The organism is Chryseobacterium sp. (genome assembly GCF_019236175.1).
GTDB lineage: Bacteria > Bacteroidota > Bacteroidia > Flavobacteriales > Weeksellaceae > Chryseobacterium.
In genome coordinates this window covers 170,473-187,331 of sequence record NZ_JAFAJM010000006.1, presented here as the reverse complement: position 1 = coordinate 187,331, position 16,859 = coordinate 170,473, and the positions used below count along the sequence as shown (strand labels likewise).

The window sequence follows — 16,859 nt, the reverse complement described above, 5'->3', positions numbered from 1 at the left end:
AAATTATTAAACGATCGTTTATAAATGTGTTAAAAATTTCTTAACTTTACTCAAAGTACACTTCATGAAGAAAAAATTTACAGAAAAACAGATACACATACTGGATATTGCTGAAGAGTTAATTGCTAAAAAAGGGTACGAAGGAACATCTGTCCGCGATATATGCTCCAAAGCTAATATCAATGTTGCAATGATTTCTTACTACTTCGGCTCTAAAGAAAAGATGATGTCTTATCTTTACCAATACAGGGTACTAAAAACAAGAGAGAATTTTTCGGAATTTGCAGATACCATTAAGGAAGGAAAACCCGAAATGCAGATGAGAGAAATGATCAAGTACATTGTTTCCCAGTTATTTAAATACAATTACTTCCATGGGTTTGTTACTCAGGAGCTGCGTCATACAGAAAATTTAAAAGATGAGCTGCTGGATTTCTATCAGTTGTTTGTAAAAAAACTGGATGAGGTTATTAAAAAAGGAGTTGCTTCAGGAGTCTTTACATTTACTCCTAAACCTGAAGATATTCTGACCATGATTATTGGTTCAACTTTATTTGTGATCAGGAATAAAAATTTTTACGAGCTGTATGTGCCTAGTAAAAATGAAGAAACCTATACCAAAGAAGCAGAAAAAAAGGTGCGGATGAATCTTTTATTGAGTGTTTTTGCAATTTTGGGATACGCTGCAGACTAAAATTACGTTAAATATTCATAAAAAAAAATCTATTGACAAAAAAGTTATATTTTTGCAAATTAGTAAATCGGCTGTATAATCCGAAAACTGTTGAATTTTTTATATGAAAAAATATATTTTAGGTCTGTTTGCAGTAGCAGTAGTCGCTTCATGTGCAAGCCGTCAGGAAAAAGCAATGAAGAGTGCTGACAAAGAGTTTATCTTAAAAGCAGCGAATGACAACTTTGCTAAAAAAAGATGGAAGAATGCCTTAGCTCTCTATGACAGACTAGCCAATTTGGTTGCAGGAACAGATGATTTCCCGAACGTAGGTTTTAATACGGCCTATGCAAACTATTATGATAAAAGTTATAAACTGGCAGGACATCAGTTTAAAAATTTTGCAGTCAATTTTCCAAAAGATCCGAGAGCAGAAGAGGCAGCATATATGTCTGCACTATGTTATTATGAAGGGTCTATGGATTATAATCTCGACCAGTCCAGTACAGAACTGGCTCTGAATGAGCTTCAGGATTTCCTGAATAATTATCCTAACTCCGAAAGAGCTAAAAATATCAACCAACTTATTGAAGAATTGTCTTACAAACTTGAGTTTAAAGCGTATGAAAATGCAAGACAATATTTCAAAATGGGGCAGTATAAAGCCGCTAATGTAGCTTTGGAAAATGTATTGGAAGATTTCCCGAGTACAAAACTTCGTCCAAAAATTTATGATTATATCATGAAGGCCCGTTATGAATTGGCAATGAATTCTGTATATGATCTTAAAGACGAGCGTATTGAAAGTGCATTGACTTATACGAAAGTGGTGGAAAAGGAATTACCTAATACGGAATATTCAAAGACAGCAGCAGACATGCGCTCAAAGTTAGAAAAAGAGAAAACTAATTTTGTTGTTGTTAAGAAACAAACAGAAGCCAGAATCGCAGCTTTAACGGCAAAGCAAAAGAAAGAAGCCGCTAAAATGGCAGAAAAGAATAAAACTGATCAACAAATCAAAGATCAGATCAGCAATGAAAAGAAAGCAATGCAGATGCAGAGGGATAGTGCAGCACTTCAGACCCCTCCACCGGCAGCGACTTTCAAAATTAAAAGATAATTTGTAAATTTGCCATCTTAAAATAAAAATAATTTTCTCAAAATGAGTGTAAAAGATACAAAAGCAGAAGTAAATACGATTACTTACGACAAAGATAAGATTGAAGATAAAGTAGGCTCAATCTATGAAGCTATTGTTATCATGGGAAAGAGAGCAGAGCAAATCAATGCGGAGATCCGTACGGAACTTCACAATAAATTAGATGAATTTGCTGTTCACAATTCTACATTAGAAGAAGTTTTCGAAAACAGAGAGCAGATTGAAATCTCTAAACATTACGAAAAACTTCCAAAGCCAACTTCAATTGCAATTGAAGAGTGGCTAAACGATGATGTTTATTTCAGAAAAACAGAAGACAGAAAATAATCATTTGTGTTTTTTATATATGAAGGTCATAAAGGAATTGAATTCTTTTATGACCTTTGTTGTTTTAAACCCTGATTGTGCGAAAAAATAAGTATTTTAGTATTTCAAAAATTAAAACTAAATGAGTATTTCCGGTAAAAAGATACTTATCGCAGTTTCCGGTGGAATTGCGGCTTATAAAATTCATTTCCTGATAAGAGACTTTGTAAAAAAAGGGGCCGATGTACAGGTGATTATGACTCCTGATGCAGAACATTTTGTAACGAAACTAAGCTTATCAACCCTATCGAAAAAGCCTGTATACTCTGACTTTTATGGGGATAACGGAAACTGGAACAGTCATGTGGAACTGGCCCTTTGGGCTGATGTAATGGTTATAGCACCCTGTACAGCCAATACTTTATCTAAATTGGTACACGGAATGTGTGACAACCTTGTGATTGCCACTTATATGTCTGCAAAATGTCCTGTATTTATTGCTCCGGCAATGGACCTTGATATGTATGCCCATCCTTCTACCGGAAAAAATCTTGAACTGGCAGAAAGTTTCGGTCATATCGTGATTCCTGCAGAAAATGGTGAACTTGCAAGCGGACTGATAGGGCAAGGAAGAATGGCAGAGCCCGGAACTATCTGTACGATTGTTGAAGATCATTTTAATGATGGAAGTAAAACAAGGAGTCTGGAAGGAAAAACGATTTTAATTACTGCGGGACCTACGTATGAAGCTATAGATCCCGTAAGGTTCATAGGGAATCATTCTTCCGGGAAAATGGGATTTTCTCTGGCGGAAGAAGCATCAAAAAGAGGCGCCAAAGTCATTCTTATTTCGGGACCTACTTTTCAGTCCGTTCATGATCAGAATGTAAAGCTGTATAAAGTGACTTCGGCTAAAGAAATGCTGGCAAAAGTTTTTGAATTTTATGATAGAATAGATATAGGCATTGCAAGTGCTGCTGTTGCAGACTATGCACCGAAAGAAGTCGCCAAAGAAAAAATTAAAAAAAATGATGAGAACCTGACCATTGAACTGGTTAAAAATCCTGATATCCTTAAAACTATGGGCGAGAAGAAAACCCATCAGTTTCTGGTAGGTTTTGCTTTGGAAACACAAAATGAAGAAGAAAATGCAAAAGCTAAGCTTGAAAAGAAAAATCTGGATATGATTGTGTTGAACTCTCTTCGTGATGAAGGGGCCGGTTTTAAAAACGATACCAATAAAATCAAAATATTGACCAGAACGGAAAAGAAAGAATTCAACCTTAAATCCAAAGACGAAGTTGCTAAAGATATTCTCAATTTTGTTGAGTCTCGGCTTTTAAAATAATTTTAATAAATTTCCGTTCTCAATTTTTAATAGACAATGAAAAGAATTATAAGTTTATTTTTTCTGTTACTGATATATAATACAGGCTTTTCTCAGGAACTGCTGGCAACGGTTCAGGTGAACTCTCAGCAAATAGGAGGAAGTAATCAGCAGGCTTACAAGTCATTGGAAAAAGGTCTTAGAGACTTTGTCAATAATACCAGCTGGACCGGGAAAAAGCTTCAGAACTTTGAAAAAATAAAATGTGGTTTTTCAATCATTATTTCTGAAAGAACGGACAATAAATTCAAAGGAAGTATCGTCATACAAGCTGTAAGACCTGTTTATAATACAACCTACGAATCTCCTCTGATCAACCTTCAGGATAAGCTTTTCTCTTTTGAGTATATTGAGAATGAAAATCTTATTTTTAATGAAAGACAGTTTTCCGGAAAGAATCTTACCGATGTGGTCAGTTATTATATCTACCTGATTTTGGGATATGATGCAGATAGTTTTCAGTCTATGGGAGGATCTCAATGGTTTTCAAAAGCCCAGCAGATTGCTCAGAATTCACAGAACAGGAATTATGAAGGATGGAATACAGTGAATGAGCCAAGAAGCCGCAGTATATTAGTCAATGAAATCTTGAACCCGAACTGGAGCCAGCTGCGATCTACTATTTATACCTACCACAGAGCCGGATTGGATAATTTGTTTAATCAGGATCAGGGAATGGCCAAGAAAGTGATTTTTGATGCCCTGATGCAGCTTAAAATGTATGAAAACTCATTCCAGCAGGCTTATTTTTTCAATCTGTTTATGGATAATAAGAGCGATGAAATCTTTAATATTTTCAACTCGACAAATAATGGTCCCGTTAATATCAATGATTTGAAACAAACGATGATTATCCTTTCACCGAAAAATATTGATAATAAATGGAATAAGTGGAAATAGTAGAATTGAGAAAAGATACTATTGAATACTGATCTCTAAAATTTTATATTTGCATTGCTTAAAGTAATCAGCGATAAATCCATGCTCTCAAGAATTTACATTAAAAATTTTGCCTTAATTGATACTCTGGAAGTATCATTAAAGAATGGTTTACAGGTAATAACCGGTGAAACGGGAGCAGGTAAATCCATTATTTTAGGAGCTCTGAGACTTATCCTTGGGGAAAGGGCAGATATCAAATCTGTTTCAAATGCCGAAGAAAAAAGCATTGTAGAGACTGAATTTGCCCTGAATAATCAATTTAAAAAATTCTTTATTGAAAATGATCTTGATTATGAACTTCAGACGATTATCAGAAGAGAAATTCTGCCTTCCGGAAAATCGCGTGCATTTATTAACGACGTTCCGGTAACTCTGGATGTTCTTAAAGAATTTTCGTCTCAACTGATCGATATTCACTCACAGTTTGAAACATCCAATCTTTTTACTTCAGAATATCAGTTTAAAATTATAGATGGGCTTTCTGAAAACAAACAGCTGATTGAAGAATATCAGCAGGAATTTTCTGATTTTCAAAATTTAAAACTGCAACTTAAAAAACTTCAGACGCAGCTTTCCGAAACCAATAAAGAAAGTGATTATAAAGAGTTTTTGCTCAATGAGCTTGAAGAACTGAGGCTGGATGATGTAGATTATGAGGATATGCAGAATCAGCTTGCCATTCAGGAAAATGCAGGAATGATATCTGAAAATCTGGGGCAGATTTTATCAAGATTTCACCAGGAAGAAATTGGTATTCTGTCTTTTTTTAATGAAGCTAAAAATAAACTTTCAAGGATTTCTGAAATTTCAACCAGTTTTGCAGAATTGGATGCACGTCTTGAAACCGCTTTTGTGGAGATAAAAGATATCATTGCTGAGCTTGAGAATGAAGCTGAAAGAGTAGAAAGTAACCCGGAGAATTTATTGCGGCTTACAGACCTCAATAATAAAATCAATGCATTGCTTCTAAAGCACAGCGTTGCAGATTTCAGTGAGCTGATTGATATAAGGAATGCTCTTGCCGGAGATCAGAAAGGGGCAACGGAACTGGAAGCTCAGATTGCTGAAACAGAAGAAAGCATTGCTGCAAAGCAAAAAATACTTCAGTCTTTGGCGGAAAAATTATCTAAAAACAGGAAAAAAAATATTCCCGTTTTTATAAAAAAAGCAGAAAGTCTTCTTAAAAAATTAGGACTTGAAAAAGCTAAAGTGGATATAGAACTACAGGATACTGCTGATTTTACTCCTTTCGGGAAAGAAAATATACAGCTTTTATTTCAGGCGAATTCGGGATTTCCTTTACGTCCGATTCAGACAGCTATCTCAGGTGGAGAAAGATCAAGGGTCATGCTTGCGGTGAAAAAAATTATCGCTGAAAGTGATGATCTTCCGACATTGATACTCGATGAAATCGATACCGGAGTTTCAGGAAAGGTCGCAGAAGAAATCGGAAATCTGATGCGGGAAATGTCTAAAGATATGCAGCTGATTGTTATTTCACATCTGGCTCAGGTAGCTGCAAAAGGAAATGATAATTATAAGGTCGTGAAACAGGATATTTCAGGAAGAACACAATCTACCATTATACCTTTAAATAATGACGAAAAACTGACGGAAATTGCCCAGCTGCTTTCCGGAAGTAAAATTACAGAAGCGGCTTTGGCGCAGGCCAAAGAGCTTATCGGGTAAAAAAAATCATTCATTTTTGAAAATAAAAAAGGATCAGAAGTCACTTCTGATCCTTATCATTATTTATATTTAATTGCTATTGTAGGATTTATTTCAGACTTCCTACCATATCTTCAGGTTTTACCCACTCATCAAACTGTTCAGCGGTTAACAATCCCAGATTGACAGCCTCCTCTTTTAATGTGGTTCCGTTTTTATGGGCTGTTTTTGCAATCTTTGCCGCATTTTCATACCCAATATGGGTGTTGAGAGCAGTTACCAGCATTAAAGATTTGTCAACAAGTTCTTTAATTCTTTCATGGTTAGGTTCAATACCCACTGCACAGTGATCATTAAAGGATATACAGGCATCTGCAATTAACTGAGCAGATTGCAGGAAATTATAGGCCATTACAGGCTTAAAAACATTCAGCTCATAGTTTCCCTGAGTTCCGGCAAAGGAAATAGTGGTATCATTTCCCAGTACCTGAGCACAAACCATTGTCATAGCTTCGTTTTGTGTCGGGTTTACCTTTCCCGGCATGATTGATGAGCCAGGTTCATTTTCCGGAATATGAATCTCACCAATTCCCGAACGGGGTCCGGAAGCCAGTAACCTGATATCCTGTGCAATTTTAAATAAAGAGACTGCCAGTTGCTTTAAAGCGCCATGGCTTTCCACAATGGCATCGTGAGCAGCCAGTGCCTCGAATTTATTTTCTGCAGTGATAAAAGGCTGATTGGTAAATTTAGCTATATATTCTGCTACTTTTACATCATAACCATTGGGGGTATTAAGACCTGTGCCCACGGCAGTACCTCCCAATGCAAGTTCAGAGAGATGGGGTAGAGTATTTTTTAATGCTCTCAGACCAAACTCCAGCTGGGCAGCATAGCCTGAAAATTCCTGTCCAAGAGTCAGCGGAGTTGCATCCATAAGATGTGTTCTTCCGATCTTTACAATATCTTTAAATGCTTTAGATTTCTCTGTAAGTGTATTTTTTAGCTTCTCTACAGCAGGAATTGTTACTTCCACTACTTTTTTATAAGCCGCAATGTGCATAGCCGTAGGATAGGTATCATTGGAAGATTGTGATTTGTTGACATCATCATTAGGATGTATTTCTGATTTTTCTCCTAATATACCGCCGTTATTAACATGAGCCCTGTTTGAAACCACTTCATTAACATTCATATTGGATTGTGTTCCTGAGCCGGTTTGCCAGATGACCAGAGGAAACTGGTCATTCAGTTTTCCTTCCAGAATTTCATCACAGACTTTAGCAATCATATCCCTTTTTTCAGCCGGAAGTACACCTAAATCAGTATTGGTATATGCCGCTGCCTTTTTTAAATAGGCAAATGCATCGATGATTTCGTGAGGCATTGAGCCTTCGGGGCCTATTTTAAAATTATTTCTGGAACGTTCCGTCTGTGCACCCCAGAATTTGTCAGCAGGTACCTGTACCTCTCCCATGGTGTCTTTTTCTATTCTGTAATTCATTGTGATGTAATTTTTTATAAAGTTAGCTAAACAACAGGTGGTATGCAATTGATAATAATCATAATTGATAAAATAATTATGAATAAACGGAGCGGAATATGCTGTAAGAAATCAGACTTCTTTTTTGATATCCGGATTCTTAATCTGATGCCTAAGACAAATCCCTGAAAAAGTAAGTCCACTTCCAAAACCAGCTAATACAAGCAGATCATCCGTTTTTAATTTTCTATCTCTGATCCCATTATACCAGGCAATAGGAATGGAGGCTGCAGAGGTATTTCCATAATTGGTTACGCTTTGTAAACATTTTTCTTTTGGGTATTTCAGCGCTTCACATACATTTTCCAAAATTCTTATATTGGCACTATGGGGAATCATGCAGTCAATTTGTTGTAATGTTAAATTATTTTTATCCAATAGTTTTTGTATTTCTACAGGAAGAGCGGATACAGCCCATTTAAAAACACTTCGTCCGTTCTGATGAATTTTACCATCATTAATAACGGCTGCCCCTCCAATCGGAGCATTCATTTCCGATTTATAAAGATCTTTGCCATAAGAACCCTCCGTAGTGGTTGTGGAATAAAGCATATGTCTTTCTTCAGAAGCTTCCACTAGAACAGCACCTGCTCCGTCACCAAATAAAATACAGGTTGTTCGGTCTGTAAAATCACATATTTTGGACAGTGTTTCGGCTCCTGCAACCAATACCTTACGATAGCTGCCACTGGCAATCAGGCCCTGTGCAAGTATAAGACCGTAAACAAATCCTGCACAACCGGCAGAAATATCGATACAACCGGCATTCTGAATTTTCAGCTTATCCTGTATTTTGCTGGCAACACTGGGGAATGGCTGGTCCGGTGTACTGGTTGCCACAATGATAAAATCAATATCATGAATTTCTTTCTGATAATCAGCGGCCAGATTCTCTACTGCCTTTACACAAAGATCACTTGTAAACTCATCTTTAGCACTAAAATACCGGGTTTTAATGCCGGTTCTGGATACTATCCATTCATCGGTAGTATCAATGATTTTTTCAAAGTACTGATTAGAAACTTTATTTTCGGGAATATAGATTCCGATAGATTCAATTGTTGCTTCCATTTTCTTTTTGTTTTTAACATACCAATTGGTATGTTTGGGTTAAAAAAATTTTAGACCCGAATAGGCCTGATGATTGTCTCTTCTATATGATTGCAGAGATGGATAAGAAAATTATGATTATCATGGGTGATAGACATAAAGATACCTCCTTCTATCATCGCATAGACCATCATCGAAATCTTTTTCGAATCCACTTCTTTACTAATTTCCTGTTTATTAATTCCGGATTCTATAATTCCGGAAATGGTGCTGATCAGTTTTTTAGAGAGTTTTTGTGCTTCATCAAAAAGAACTTTATTGTTAAACTGGGCATCAACGCCTAGATTAAGCATCGGACATCCTCCTATTTCTCTGGTATTTTTATAATAATCTTCTCTGAAATACCCTGTAATAGCCAATAGCTTATCGATACTATTTTCTTTGGCCAATAGAGAACGTCTTAAAGGCATGATAATCTTTTCAATATTATAATGAAATGCCTTTACTGCAAGATCTTCCTTATTTTTAAAATAAAAATAAATGGCCCCTTTTGTTAGTTGCGTGGCTTTTGTAATCTCAGACAGTGAAGTTGCCGTGTATCCTTTCTTATTAAATATCGGCGCTACTTTTTCAACAATAAATTCTAATGTTTCTCTCATAATTCTTTGCAAATATATGCATCTTTTTTATTGAACATACCAATTGGTATGTGTGATTTTGAAATTTTTCATTGTTTTCAGAAAATTCATTAGCAAATCTGTGAACGTATAATAATTTATAATCATTATAAATATCAGTTTTAATAGGCTGTTTTCCTTATATTTTTTTAATGGAAGCCGTATTTTTGTACAAATAAAAAATTGAATGGAATTTAGATATCAGGATCCGTATCCAATTCAGAAAGATGATACGGTGTATAAGAAGCTTACATCAGATTATGTAAAAGTTGAAAAATTAGGAGACAGAGAAATCTTAACCGTAGATCCTAAAGGCTTGGAATTACTGGCTGAGGAAGCTATGGCAGATGTTTCTTTCATGCTGCGTTCTTCTCACTTAGAAAGCCTTAGAAGAATAATAGACGATCCTGAAGCTACAGATAACGACAGATTCGTTGCTTATAACCTGTTACAGAATGCTGCTGTAGCCGCTGAGGGAGCTCTTCCTTCATGTCAGGATACTGGGACAGCCATTGTGATGGGAAAAAAAGGAGAAAATGTGTACACCGGAGTAGAAGACGGTGAGTTCTTAAGCCGTGGAATCTTTAATACCTATCAAAAAAGAAATTTAAGATATTCGCAGGTGGTTCCTTTAACAATGTTTGACGAAAAGAACTCAGGATCAAACCTTCCGGCACAGATTGATATTTATGCCAAAAAAGGAGATTATTATGAATTCTTATTCTTAACAAAAGGAGGAGGATCAGCCAATAAAACATTCTTATACCAAAAAACAAAATCCTTATTGAACGAGAAATCTCTTGAGGAATTTATCAAAGAAAAAATTTCGGATTTAGGAACAGCTGCCTGCCCGCCTTACCACCTTGCACTGGTAATCGGGGGAACATCTGCAGAAGCCAACCTTGCCGCTGTAAAAAAAGCTTCAGCAAAATACTATGATCATCTTCCGACAGAAGGAAATGAAGCAGGTCAGGCTTTCAGAGATCTTGAGTGGGAAGCTAAAGTTCAGAAAATCTGCCAGGAAAGTGCGATTGGAGCTCAGTTTGGAGGAAAATATCTTACACACGACGTAAGAGTGATCAGACTTCCGAGACATGCTGCTTCCTGCCCTGTAGGAATGGGAGTTTCCTGTTCCGCAGACCGAAATATTAAAGGGAAAATTACAAAAGACGGAATCTTCCTTGAACAGCTTGAACAGGATCCTAAGAGATTCTTACCGGATACACCGCCGCATCTGGAAGAAGCCATTGAAGTAGATTTAAATAAGCCAATGCCTGAGATTTTGGCTGAGCTTTCGAAATATCCGATTAAAACAAGACTAAAACTTAACGGGACTTTGATTGTAGCAAGAGATATTGCCCATGCGAAGATCAAGGAACTGATCGACAGTGGAAAACCGATGCCGGAATATTTTAAAAATCACCCGATCTACTATGCAGGGCCTGCAAAAACACCTGAAGGGATGGCCTCAGGAAGTTTCGGACCTACAACTGCCGGAAGAATGGACGTCTATGTTGACGAATTCCAAAGCCACGGAGGCAGTATGATTATGCTGGCCAAAGGAAACAGAAGTAAAGATGTTGCTGATGCATGTCATCAATATGGAGGCTTCTATCTTGGCTCTATCGGAGGGCCTGCAGCGATTCTTGCAAAAGATAATATTGTATCTGTAGACGTTGTGGATTTCCCGGAATTAGGAATGGAAGCTGTAAGAAAAATTGAAGTTAAAGACTTCCCTGCATTTATTATTACGGATGATAAAGGGAATGATTTCTTCGCCGATCTTGCCCACTAATTAAACAAAAAGTCTTTAAGAAAAGAGGTTTGATATCACTATTTCAACGTATGGATTCATGCCTCCTGTCTTAAAAATCTATATAGAATTAAAATAAATTAAAAAATAGAGCTTGTATCTTTTGTGTAAAAAAGAAAAAAGCTTTATTTTTGCCTAAAATCTTTAAGAGAATGATAACGATTTTATCAGCATTTTGGCCGTTCTACCAGTTCCTATGGACTATATTCTTCATAACGATGTTCTTAGTAGGATTCTGGTGTATTTTTATGTTCTTCGGATTGGTAATCCCAATGTGGTTGACAGAAGGTTTGAAAGAGTACTTCGGAAAAGTAAAGCCTTTCGATCCTGAAGATATCAGAAGAAAGAACATTTATGAGCAGGAAGGTGTAGAGGTTATTTACAACCAGCCTAAAGGTAACGGACCTTTCATTCACGATCACGGACATCATCATTAATTGATTGTCATTGCTTTTTCACCTGAATTCTGAAAAAGTAATATCAAAGCAAAACAACATATATAAACCGCTTAATTTTTTAAGCGGTTTTTCTATTTATTATTTCTCAGGTTTTCAGGAGAAATCCCAAATTTCTTCTTAAAAGCCCGGGTAAAGTTCTGAAGATATTCATATCCGCATTCAATTGCAATTTCTTTAATCATCACAGAGCTGTCGGTAATCATTTTTTTTGCTTTCAGCATCCTGAGTTCAGAAATATAATGAGCAATGGTGATGTGATATTGAGCTTTAAACTCTTTTCTGATAATGTTCTGATTGATTCCGATCAGTTTTCCTATTTCTTCTGCCTTTATACTCCGGTAGTAATTTTCATCAATGAATTTTTTAATCATTTCAGGAGTCTTTGGTGCAGATTGTAAGGTGTCTTTTTCACCAAACTGATCAAAAATAAGAATAAGCAGCTTTATAATTTTAGCTTCCACAAAGAGTTTCTGCATTATCCCTTTTTTTGAATACCCGATGATTTCTTTAATAATCATATGCATTTCAACCGTAATTCCGGGAGGAGTGGCTTTATGGAGGAAAATAAAACTATTGTGAATCATTTTTTCCAGTATCTCACCATTTTCAATACTGGATTCAGGACTGATCAAATTAAAAACATACTGGTAACGAATTTGAACTAAAAAATATTTTAAGGACTCTCCGCTTCCAGACCAGAGTCTGCTCTTCTTTTTTTCATCTGAATAATGAAGGATATACTGATTTTTGGAAAAAATAAATTGAGTTCCGCAATCATTCGCCTTCAGATTCACCTCCGGACTTAGTATAAAAAACAAATTAAAACTTGATTTTGTTTCAGTAATATACAAGTCGGAAGACTTTCCGTCATAAAAGTCTATCCGGATGTTTTCTGATTCAAACCATACATTATCTTCTGATAAATCCGTCATACAATCATTATTTTCAACGGTACAATTATATAAAGCCGGATGTTGGATAACTAAAAGTTGGAAAATGATAACTAAGAATTAATCAACACAAGTACTTTTGCGCAAAATTAAATTAAATTTAGAATAATTAAAAATAATATTCGTTATGATTGGAAATTTATATTTTGCGATGAGCAGAAAGGCTGTGGGAATAATGTTGATGCTCATTGCATTTCATTCATTATATGCTCAGGGGATATCACAGAATTGTAACAATACGGATCCCGGAAATACTCCCGGAGATATAGGATGTGTAAGCTTTACCTATCAGGGGCATTCTGTTTCTTATACTACCGTGAGAGGAAATGACGGGAAAATCTGGCTTCAGCAAAATTTAGGCAGCTCTCAGGTTGCTTTATCAATGGGAGATGATGCGGCTTTCGGAGACCTCTTTCAATGGGGAAGATGGGATGACGGGCATCAGCTAAGAAATTCATCTACAGCATCTGCGCCGTCTGTTAACAGGCCGGACGGGCTTGCGGGAAACGGTTCATTTATTACAGGGTCACCGGCATGGTGGGCTGTCATTGGTACAGGTGATGAATGGACGGCAAAAAGCATCAGTGATATAGGAAAGACTAATGGAGTTGATCCCTGTAAAGCAATTGGAGCAGAATGGAAAATGCCTTCTCAGACAGACTGGGCAGGGATTGTGAATGCTGAAAATATTACAGTTCCGGCTACTGCCTATAACAGTCATTTGAAATTACCTGCAGGAGGATATAGAAGTGCGTCTGATGGAGGATTTACATTTGTTGGGGCTAGAGGGTATTTCTGGAGCGCAGATTCAGGCTCGCTCGGAGGAAAATATCTGTACGTAGGTACTATTATGTCGAATCCATCTGCGGGGGCATCCAGAGGTCAGGGTGCTTCAGTACGCTGCATCAAAAATGTTTCATCATTAGGAACTTCAGAGATCAGGTTACATACCGGAGCACTGGAAATTTATCCTAATCCCACGAAAGGAATCGTTACCGTTAAAGCAGATACTTCAATAGAGAGTATACAGATAACTAATATTGCAGGACAACAGATCAATATACCCTACTCGAATAATCAGGTGGACCTGAATCATCTTTCCGAAGGCCTGTATATATTGAAAATAAAATTAAAAACCGGACAGACCGTTTCTAAGAAAATCATAAAAGAATAAACTGTTTTATCTCTAGAATCGGCTGATGACAATATAGTTCATTACAATTACTTTTATTAGCAGGCTCATGAAAATTTTCATGGGTCTTTTTTATTGGAAATGAAATTTTTTAGACAGGGATATAAAGAAATACCTCAGGTGAAAGAAAATTAATAATTATATTCGATAAAAATTAAGAAATGAAAAAACTTTATTCCATCCTTTTTCTGCTGGTTGCGATATGCATTTCGGGGCAGATTAGTTATACCATCACTCCTGATCCTTTTAACGAAACAGATAGTATAACCTTGACTATTCCCGGAGATCAGATAGATGAAACGGCATGGGGAGTTTCCAATCATTCCGTTTATATCTGGTCATGGTCTTTTGATACAAATCATCAGAATAGTCAGGACTGTCCTACCAATGGAAGCTGGAATGATTCAAATGATGTTAATAAACTTAATTATAATGCAACCGCAGATAGTTATTCTTTTACGTTTACTCCAACTTCTTTTTTCGGAAGAACAGGAATCGGAAGGTTTGGGTTTCTGCTGAAAGATAAAACAGGATCTCATCAGACATCACCAGATATTTTTGTTAATGTAGGTGTTCTTAATTTAAATCTGACCAGTCCGTTAGTCAATAGTTTGACATCTGTTCCGGCAGGAGCCTCAATAAATATTACCGCAACTACGAACGTCAATGCTACATTCCAGTTAAAAGCAAACGGCATTACAGTACATTCCACATCGATATCTTCGCAGTCCTATGCTTATTCTTACACGGTTTCAGAGGATGCCACGATGGAACTGACCGCAAATTCCGGGGCAAATTCTAAAAAAGCCTCGTTTATTTTACAGGTGCCCAGAAATGTTATCTCCGAAGCTGTTCCGGGCTGGATCAGGCAGGGAATCAATTATCATCCCACAGACCAGACAAAAGTGGGGCTCGCTCTCTATGCACCTCACAAAAATTTTGTCCATGTCATCGGCAGTTTTAATAACTGGGCGGTAAATGATAGCTATTTAATGAAAAGAGACACGGCTAATCCTGATTTATACTGGATCGAATTAAACGGATTAACACCACAGCAGGTTTACTCTTTTCAATACAGAACCAATGATCTGAAAAAAGTGGCAGATCCTTATTCTCCACAGATCCTGTCTTCTTACGATGATCCGTGGATTTCTGCATCCACTTACCCCGGTTTGCCAATATTTCCTGCAGGGCAGGACTTTGAAGTGTCTTTTTTTAAAACAGGACAGACTCCTTACAACTGGCAGACCACCAGCTTCCAGAGGCCGGCTAAAGAAAATTTAATCGTCTATGAACTGTTATTGAGAGACTTTACTCAGGAGAAAAACTGGCAGTCCTTAATCAATAAGATCACTTATATAAAAAATCTGGGAATGAATGCCATTGAGCTGCTTCCTATTATGGAATTTGACGGAAATCTTTCCTGGGGGTACAATACCTCTTTTCATTATGCTTTAGATAAAGCTTACGGGACGCCCGAAAAATTTAAGGAATTCGTTGACCTCTGTCATCAGAACGGAATTGCAGTTATTCTGGATATTGCTTTGAATCATGCTACAGGCCGTTCACCTTTGGTAAGGCTCTGGAATATAGATCCGGACGGCGACGGATATGGTGAGGTAGCAGCTGATAACCCTTATTTTAACCAGACTCCAAAACATTCCTATAATGTATTTAATGATTTTAACCACACCAGCCCTTCAACTCAATATTACGTTGAAAGATGTCTTCAGCAATGGCTGACAGAATATCATATCGATGGTTTTAGGTGGGATTTAACCAAAGGGTTTACGCAAAGTTGCTCTGAGAATGATGAGACCTGTACCAATGCTTATCAACAGGACAGAGTTGATATTATGAAACATTATGCCGACAGACAATGGGCTATTGATCCGAGTTCATATATGATCTTTGAACATCTGGGAACAGATGCGGAAGAACAACAGTGGGCGAATTACAGACTAGCGGAAGGAAAAGGAGTATTGCTTTGGAATAAACAGACAGATCCGTACAATCAGAACACGATGGGGTATAAAGATAACAGCAATTATGACAGAATGAACCACACTCTTCACGGTTTTACAGGTATGCGGGCTGTAGGCTACGGAGAAAGTCATGACGAGGAAAGACTGATATTTAAAAATCTTGCCTATGGAGCTGTAAACGGAAGTTACAATGTCAAAAACCTAAATACGGCTCTTGAGAGAATGAAAACTTTTGGAGCGACTTTTTTTACGATTCCGGGTCCGAAAATGATCTGGCAGTTTGGAGAGTTGGGATATGATTTCAGCATCAACAGATGTGCAGACGGAACCATCAGTAACGGATGCAGGACAGACGAGAAACCCACTGCCTTTATTCTAGGCTATGATGCAGATGCCAATAGAAAAGCAGTCTATGATACATGGGCTAAAATCATCAGTATCAGGAATGCACATCAGGTTTTTAAATCTAAAACATACAGTATAGAATCCAATAATCTGGCTAATGATCCTAATGGACTGGTCACGAGAATATACGTGTATGATACTACGGTTAACGGGATAAAAAATATTGTAGTACTGGCTAATTACGGAACTTCAGTTCAGAATGTTGTCCCTTACTTTCCTTATCCGGGAGAATGGCAGAATCTGATGGACAATACGGTGATGTCTGTAACTTCTACAACAGCTCCTATCACGCTGCAACCCGGGGAATTTAGAATTTTTGGAGATTACAACGGGACTTTATCTATATCGGATGTGAATGCAGATCATAAATTATCATTGCAAATTGCAGAGAATCCCGTAAAAAACCGTTCTGTGAAATTCATTTTTAATAAGGCAAAAAACGGGGAACTTTTTATTTATGATCTAAACGGTAACAGGATCAATAATTTCAAATTAGACCGTGAAAGCGGGAGTATTGAAATGAAGGTGGGTTATCCTTCCGGAGTTTACCTTGTTTATCTGAAGTCAGATACGGGTGTGGCTATTCAGAAAATGATTGTAAAGTAAATCACAATCTAACAGCATATGTCATTGAGATAATTAAAAAGCAGA

At 37.0% G+C, this 16,859-nt stretch carries 14 protein-coding genes; 10 read left to right on the top strand and 4 right to left on the bottom strand.

Translation table 11 applies throughout. The features are described 5' to 3' along the window. Nucleotides 1-64 precede the first annotated feature (64 nt). From JO178_RS06615 to JO178_RS06590, 6 genes are all read left to right on the top strand, one after another. Nucleotides 65-694 carry a TetR/AcrR family transcriptional regulator gene (locus JO178_RS06615; protein WP_047097234.1) on the top strand — a complete coding sequence of 210 codons (630 nt, stop codon included), beginning with the start codon at nucleotides 65-67 and terminating at the stop codon, nucleotides 692-694. Between the two features lie 103 nt (nucleotides 695-797). Continuing rightward, nucleotides 798-1,793 (top strand): outer membrane protein assembly factor BamD, encoded by a 996-nt coding sequence (gene bamD / locus JO178_RS06610; RefSeq protein WP_291933313.1) that lies wholly within the window; start codon nucleotides 798-800, stop codon nucleotides 1,791-1,793. 42 nt (nucleotides 1,794-1,835) lie between these two features. Further along, complete coding sequence (locus tag JO178_RS06605) at nucleotides 1,836-2,159, top strand: DNA-directed RNA polymerase subunit omega (protein WP_039370228.1); 324 nt, start codon at nucleotides 1,836-1,838, stop codon at nucleotides 2,157-2,159. A gap of 121 nt (nucleotides 2,160-2,280) precedes the next feature. Then, the gene (gene coaBC, locus JO178_RS06600; protein WP_291933309.1) at nucleotides 2,281-3,486 is read left to right on the top strand and encodes a bifunctional phosphopantothenoylcysteine decarboxylase/phosphopantothenate--cysteine ligase CoaBC; all 1,206 of its coding nucleotides are present in this window, start codon (nucleotides 2,281-2,283) and stop codon (nucleotides 3,484-3,486) included. A gap of 36 nt (nucleotides 3,487-3,522) precedes the next feature. Then, entirely contained in the window at nucleotides 3,523-4,425 is a 903-nt protein-coding gene (locus tag JO178_RS06595) for a DUF4835 family protein (protein ID WP_291933307.1), read from the top strand. Nucleotides 4,426-4,506: 81 nt separating this feature from the next. Beyond that, complete coding sequence (locus JO178_RS06590; RefSeq protein WP_291933434.1) at nucleotides 4,507-6,156, top strand: AAA family ATPase; 1,650 nt, start codon at nucleotides 4,507-4,509, stop codon at nucleotides 6,154-6,156. 88 nt (nucleotides 6,157-6,244) lie between these two features. On the opposite strand, the gene fumC is transcribed toward JO178_RS06590, so the two are convergent. The 3 genes from fumC to JO178_RS06575 all read right to left on the bottom strand — a co-directional run bounded on the left by fumC (nucleotide 6,245) and on the right by JO178_RS06575 (nucleotide 9,387). Continuing rightward, the gene (fumC, locus tag JO178_RS06585; protein ID WP_291933304.1) at nucleotides 6,245-7,639 is read right to left on the bottom strand and encodes a class II fumarate hydratase; all 1,395 of its coding nucleotides are present in this window, start codon (nucleotides 7,637-7,639) and stop codon (nucleotides 6,245-6,247) included. Nucleotides 7,640-7,750: 111 nt separating this feature from the next. Beyond that, nucleotides 7,751-8,749 (bottom strand): ketoacyl-ACP synthase III, encoded by a 999-nt coding sequence (locus JO178_RS06580; protein ID WP_291933302.1) that lies wholly within the window; start codon nucleotides 8,747-8,749, stop codon nucleotides 7,751-7,753. 50 nt (nucleotides 8,750-8,799) lie between these two features. Next, on the bottom strand, nucleotides 8,800-9,387 hold the full coding sequence (locus JO178_RS06575) for a TetR/AcrR family transcriptional regulator (protein WP_291933300.1): 588 nt from the start codon (nucleotides 9,385-9,387) through the stop codon (nucleotides 8,800-8,802). Nucleotides 9,388-9,592: 205 nt separating this feature from the next. On the opposite strand from JO178_RS06575, the gene JO178_RS06570 reads away from it, so the two are divergent. Then, nucleotides 9,593-11,200, top strand: a complete 1,608-nt coding sequence (locus JO178_RS06570) for a fumarate hydratase (protein ID WP_291933298.1) — start codon at nucleotides 9,593-9,595, stop codon at nucleotides 11,198-11,200. Nucleotides 11,201-11,370: 170 nt separating this feature from the next. Further along, entirely contained in the window at nucleotides 11,371-11,655 is a 285-nt protein-coding gene (locus tag JO178_RS06565) for a hypothetical protein (protein ID WP_174441949.1), read from the top strand. A 92-nt stretch (nucleotides 11,656-11,747) separates the two neighbouring features. On the opposite strand, the gene JO178_RS06560 is transcribed toward JO178_RS06565, so the two are convergent. Continuing rightward, nucleotides 11,748-12,608: an AraC family transcriptional regulator gene (locus JO178_RS06560; protein ID WP_291933294.1), complete on the bottom strand. Its 861-nt coding sequence runs from the start codon at nucleotides 12,606-12,608 to the stop codon at nucleotides 11,748-11,750. A gap of 145 nt (nucleotides 12,609-12,753) precedes the next feature. On the opposite strand from JO178_RS06560, the gene JO178_RS06555 reads away from it, so the two are divergent. After that, nucleotides 12,754-13,800: a T9SS type A sorting domain-containing protein gene (locus tag JO178_RS06555; RefSeq protein ID WP_291933292.1), complete on the top strand. Its 1,047-nt coding sequence runs from the start codon at nucleotides 12,754-12,756 to the stop codon at nucleotides 13,798-13,800. A gap of 179 nt (nucleotides 13,801-13,979) precedes the next feature. Beyond that, a complete protein-coding gene (locus JO178_RS06550) occupies nucleotides 13,980-16,814 on the top strand; it encodes an alpha-amylase family glycosyl hydrolase (RefSeq protein ID WP_291933290.1) in 2,835 nt (944 codons plus the stop codon). Nucleotides 16,815-16,859: the final 45 nt, after the last annotated feature.

Coding starts and splice junctions, on each gene's coding strand:
- JO178_RS06615 (WP_047097234.1), top strand. CDS start 65: ATGAAGAAAAAATTTACAGAAAAACAGATACACATACTGGATATTGCT.
- bamD (WP_291933313.1), top strand. CDS start 798: ATGAAAAAATATATTTTAGGTCTGTTTGCAGTAGCAGTAGTCGCTTCA.
- JO178_RS06605 (WP_039370228.1), top strand. CDS start 1,836: ATGAGTGTAAAAGATACAAAAGCAGAAGTAAATACGATTACTTACGAC.
- coaBC (WP_291933309.1), top strand. CDS start 2,281: ATGAGTATTTCCGGTAAAAAGATACTTATCGCAGTTTCCGGTGGAATT.
- JO178_RS06595 (WP_291933307.1), top strand. CDS start 3,523: ATGAAAAGAATTATAAGTTTATTTTTTCTGTTACTGATATATAATACA.
- JO178_RS06590 (WP_291933434.1), top strand. CDS start 4,507: ATGCTCTCAAGAATTTACATTAAAAATTTTGCCTTAATTGATACTCTG.
- fumC (WP_291933304.1), bottom strand. CDS start 7,639: ATGAATTACAGAATAGAAAAAGACACCATGGGAGAGGTACAGGTACCT.
- JO178_RS06580 (WP_291933302.1), bottom strand. CDS start 8,749: ATGGAAGCAACAATTGAATCTATCGGAATCTATATTCCCGAAAATAAA.
- JO178_RS06575 (WP_291933300.1), bottom strand. CDS start 9,387: ATGAGAGAAACATTAGAATTTATTGTTGAAAAAGTAGCGCCGATATTT.
- JO178_RS06570 (WP_291933298.1), top strand. CDS start 9,593: ATGGAATTTAGATATCAGGATCCGTATCCAATTCAGAAAGATGATACG.
- JO178_RS06565 (WP_174441949.1), top strand. CDS start 11,371: ATGATAACGATTTTATCAGCATTTTGGCCGTTCTACCAGTTCCTATGG.
- JO178_RS06560 (WP_291933294.1), bottom strand. CDS start 12,608: ATGACGGATTTATCAGAAGATAATGTATGGTTTGAATCAGAAAACATC.
- JO178_RS06555 (WP_291933292.1), top strand. CDS start 12,754: ATGATTGGAAATTTATATTTTGCGATGAGCAGAAAGGCTGTGGGAATA.
- JO178_RS06550 (WP_291933290.1), top strand. CDS start 13,980: ATGAAAAAACTTTATTCCATCCTTTTTCTGCTGGTTGCGATATGCATT.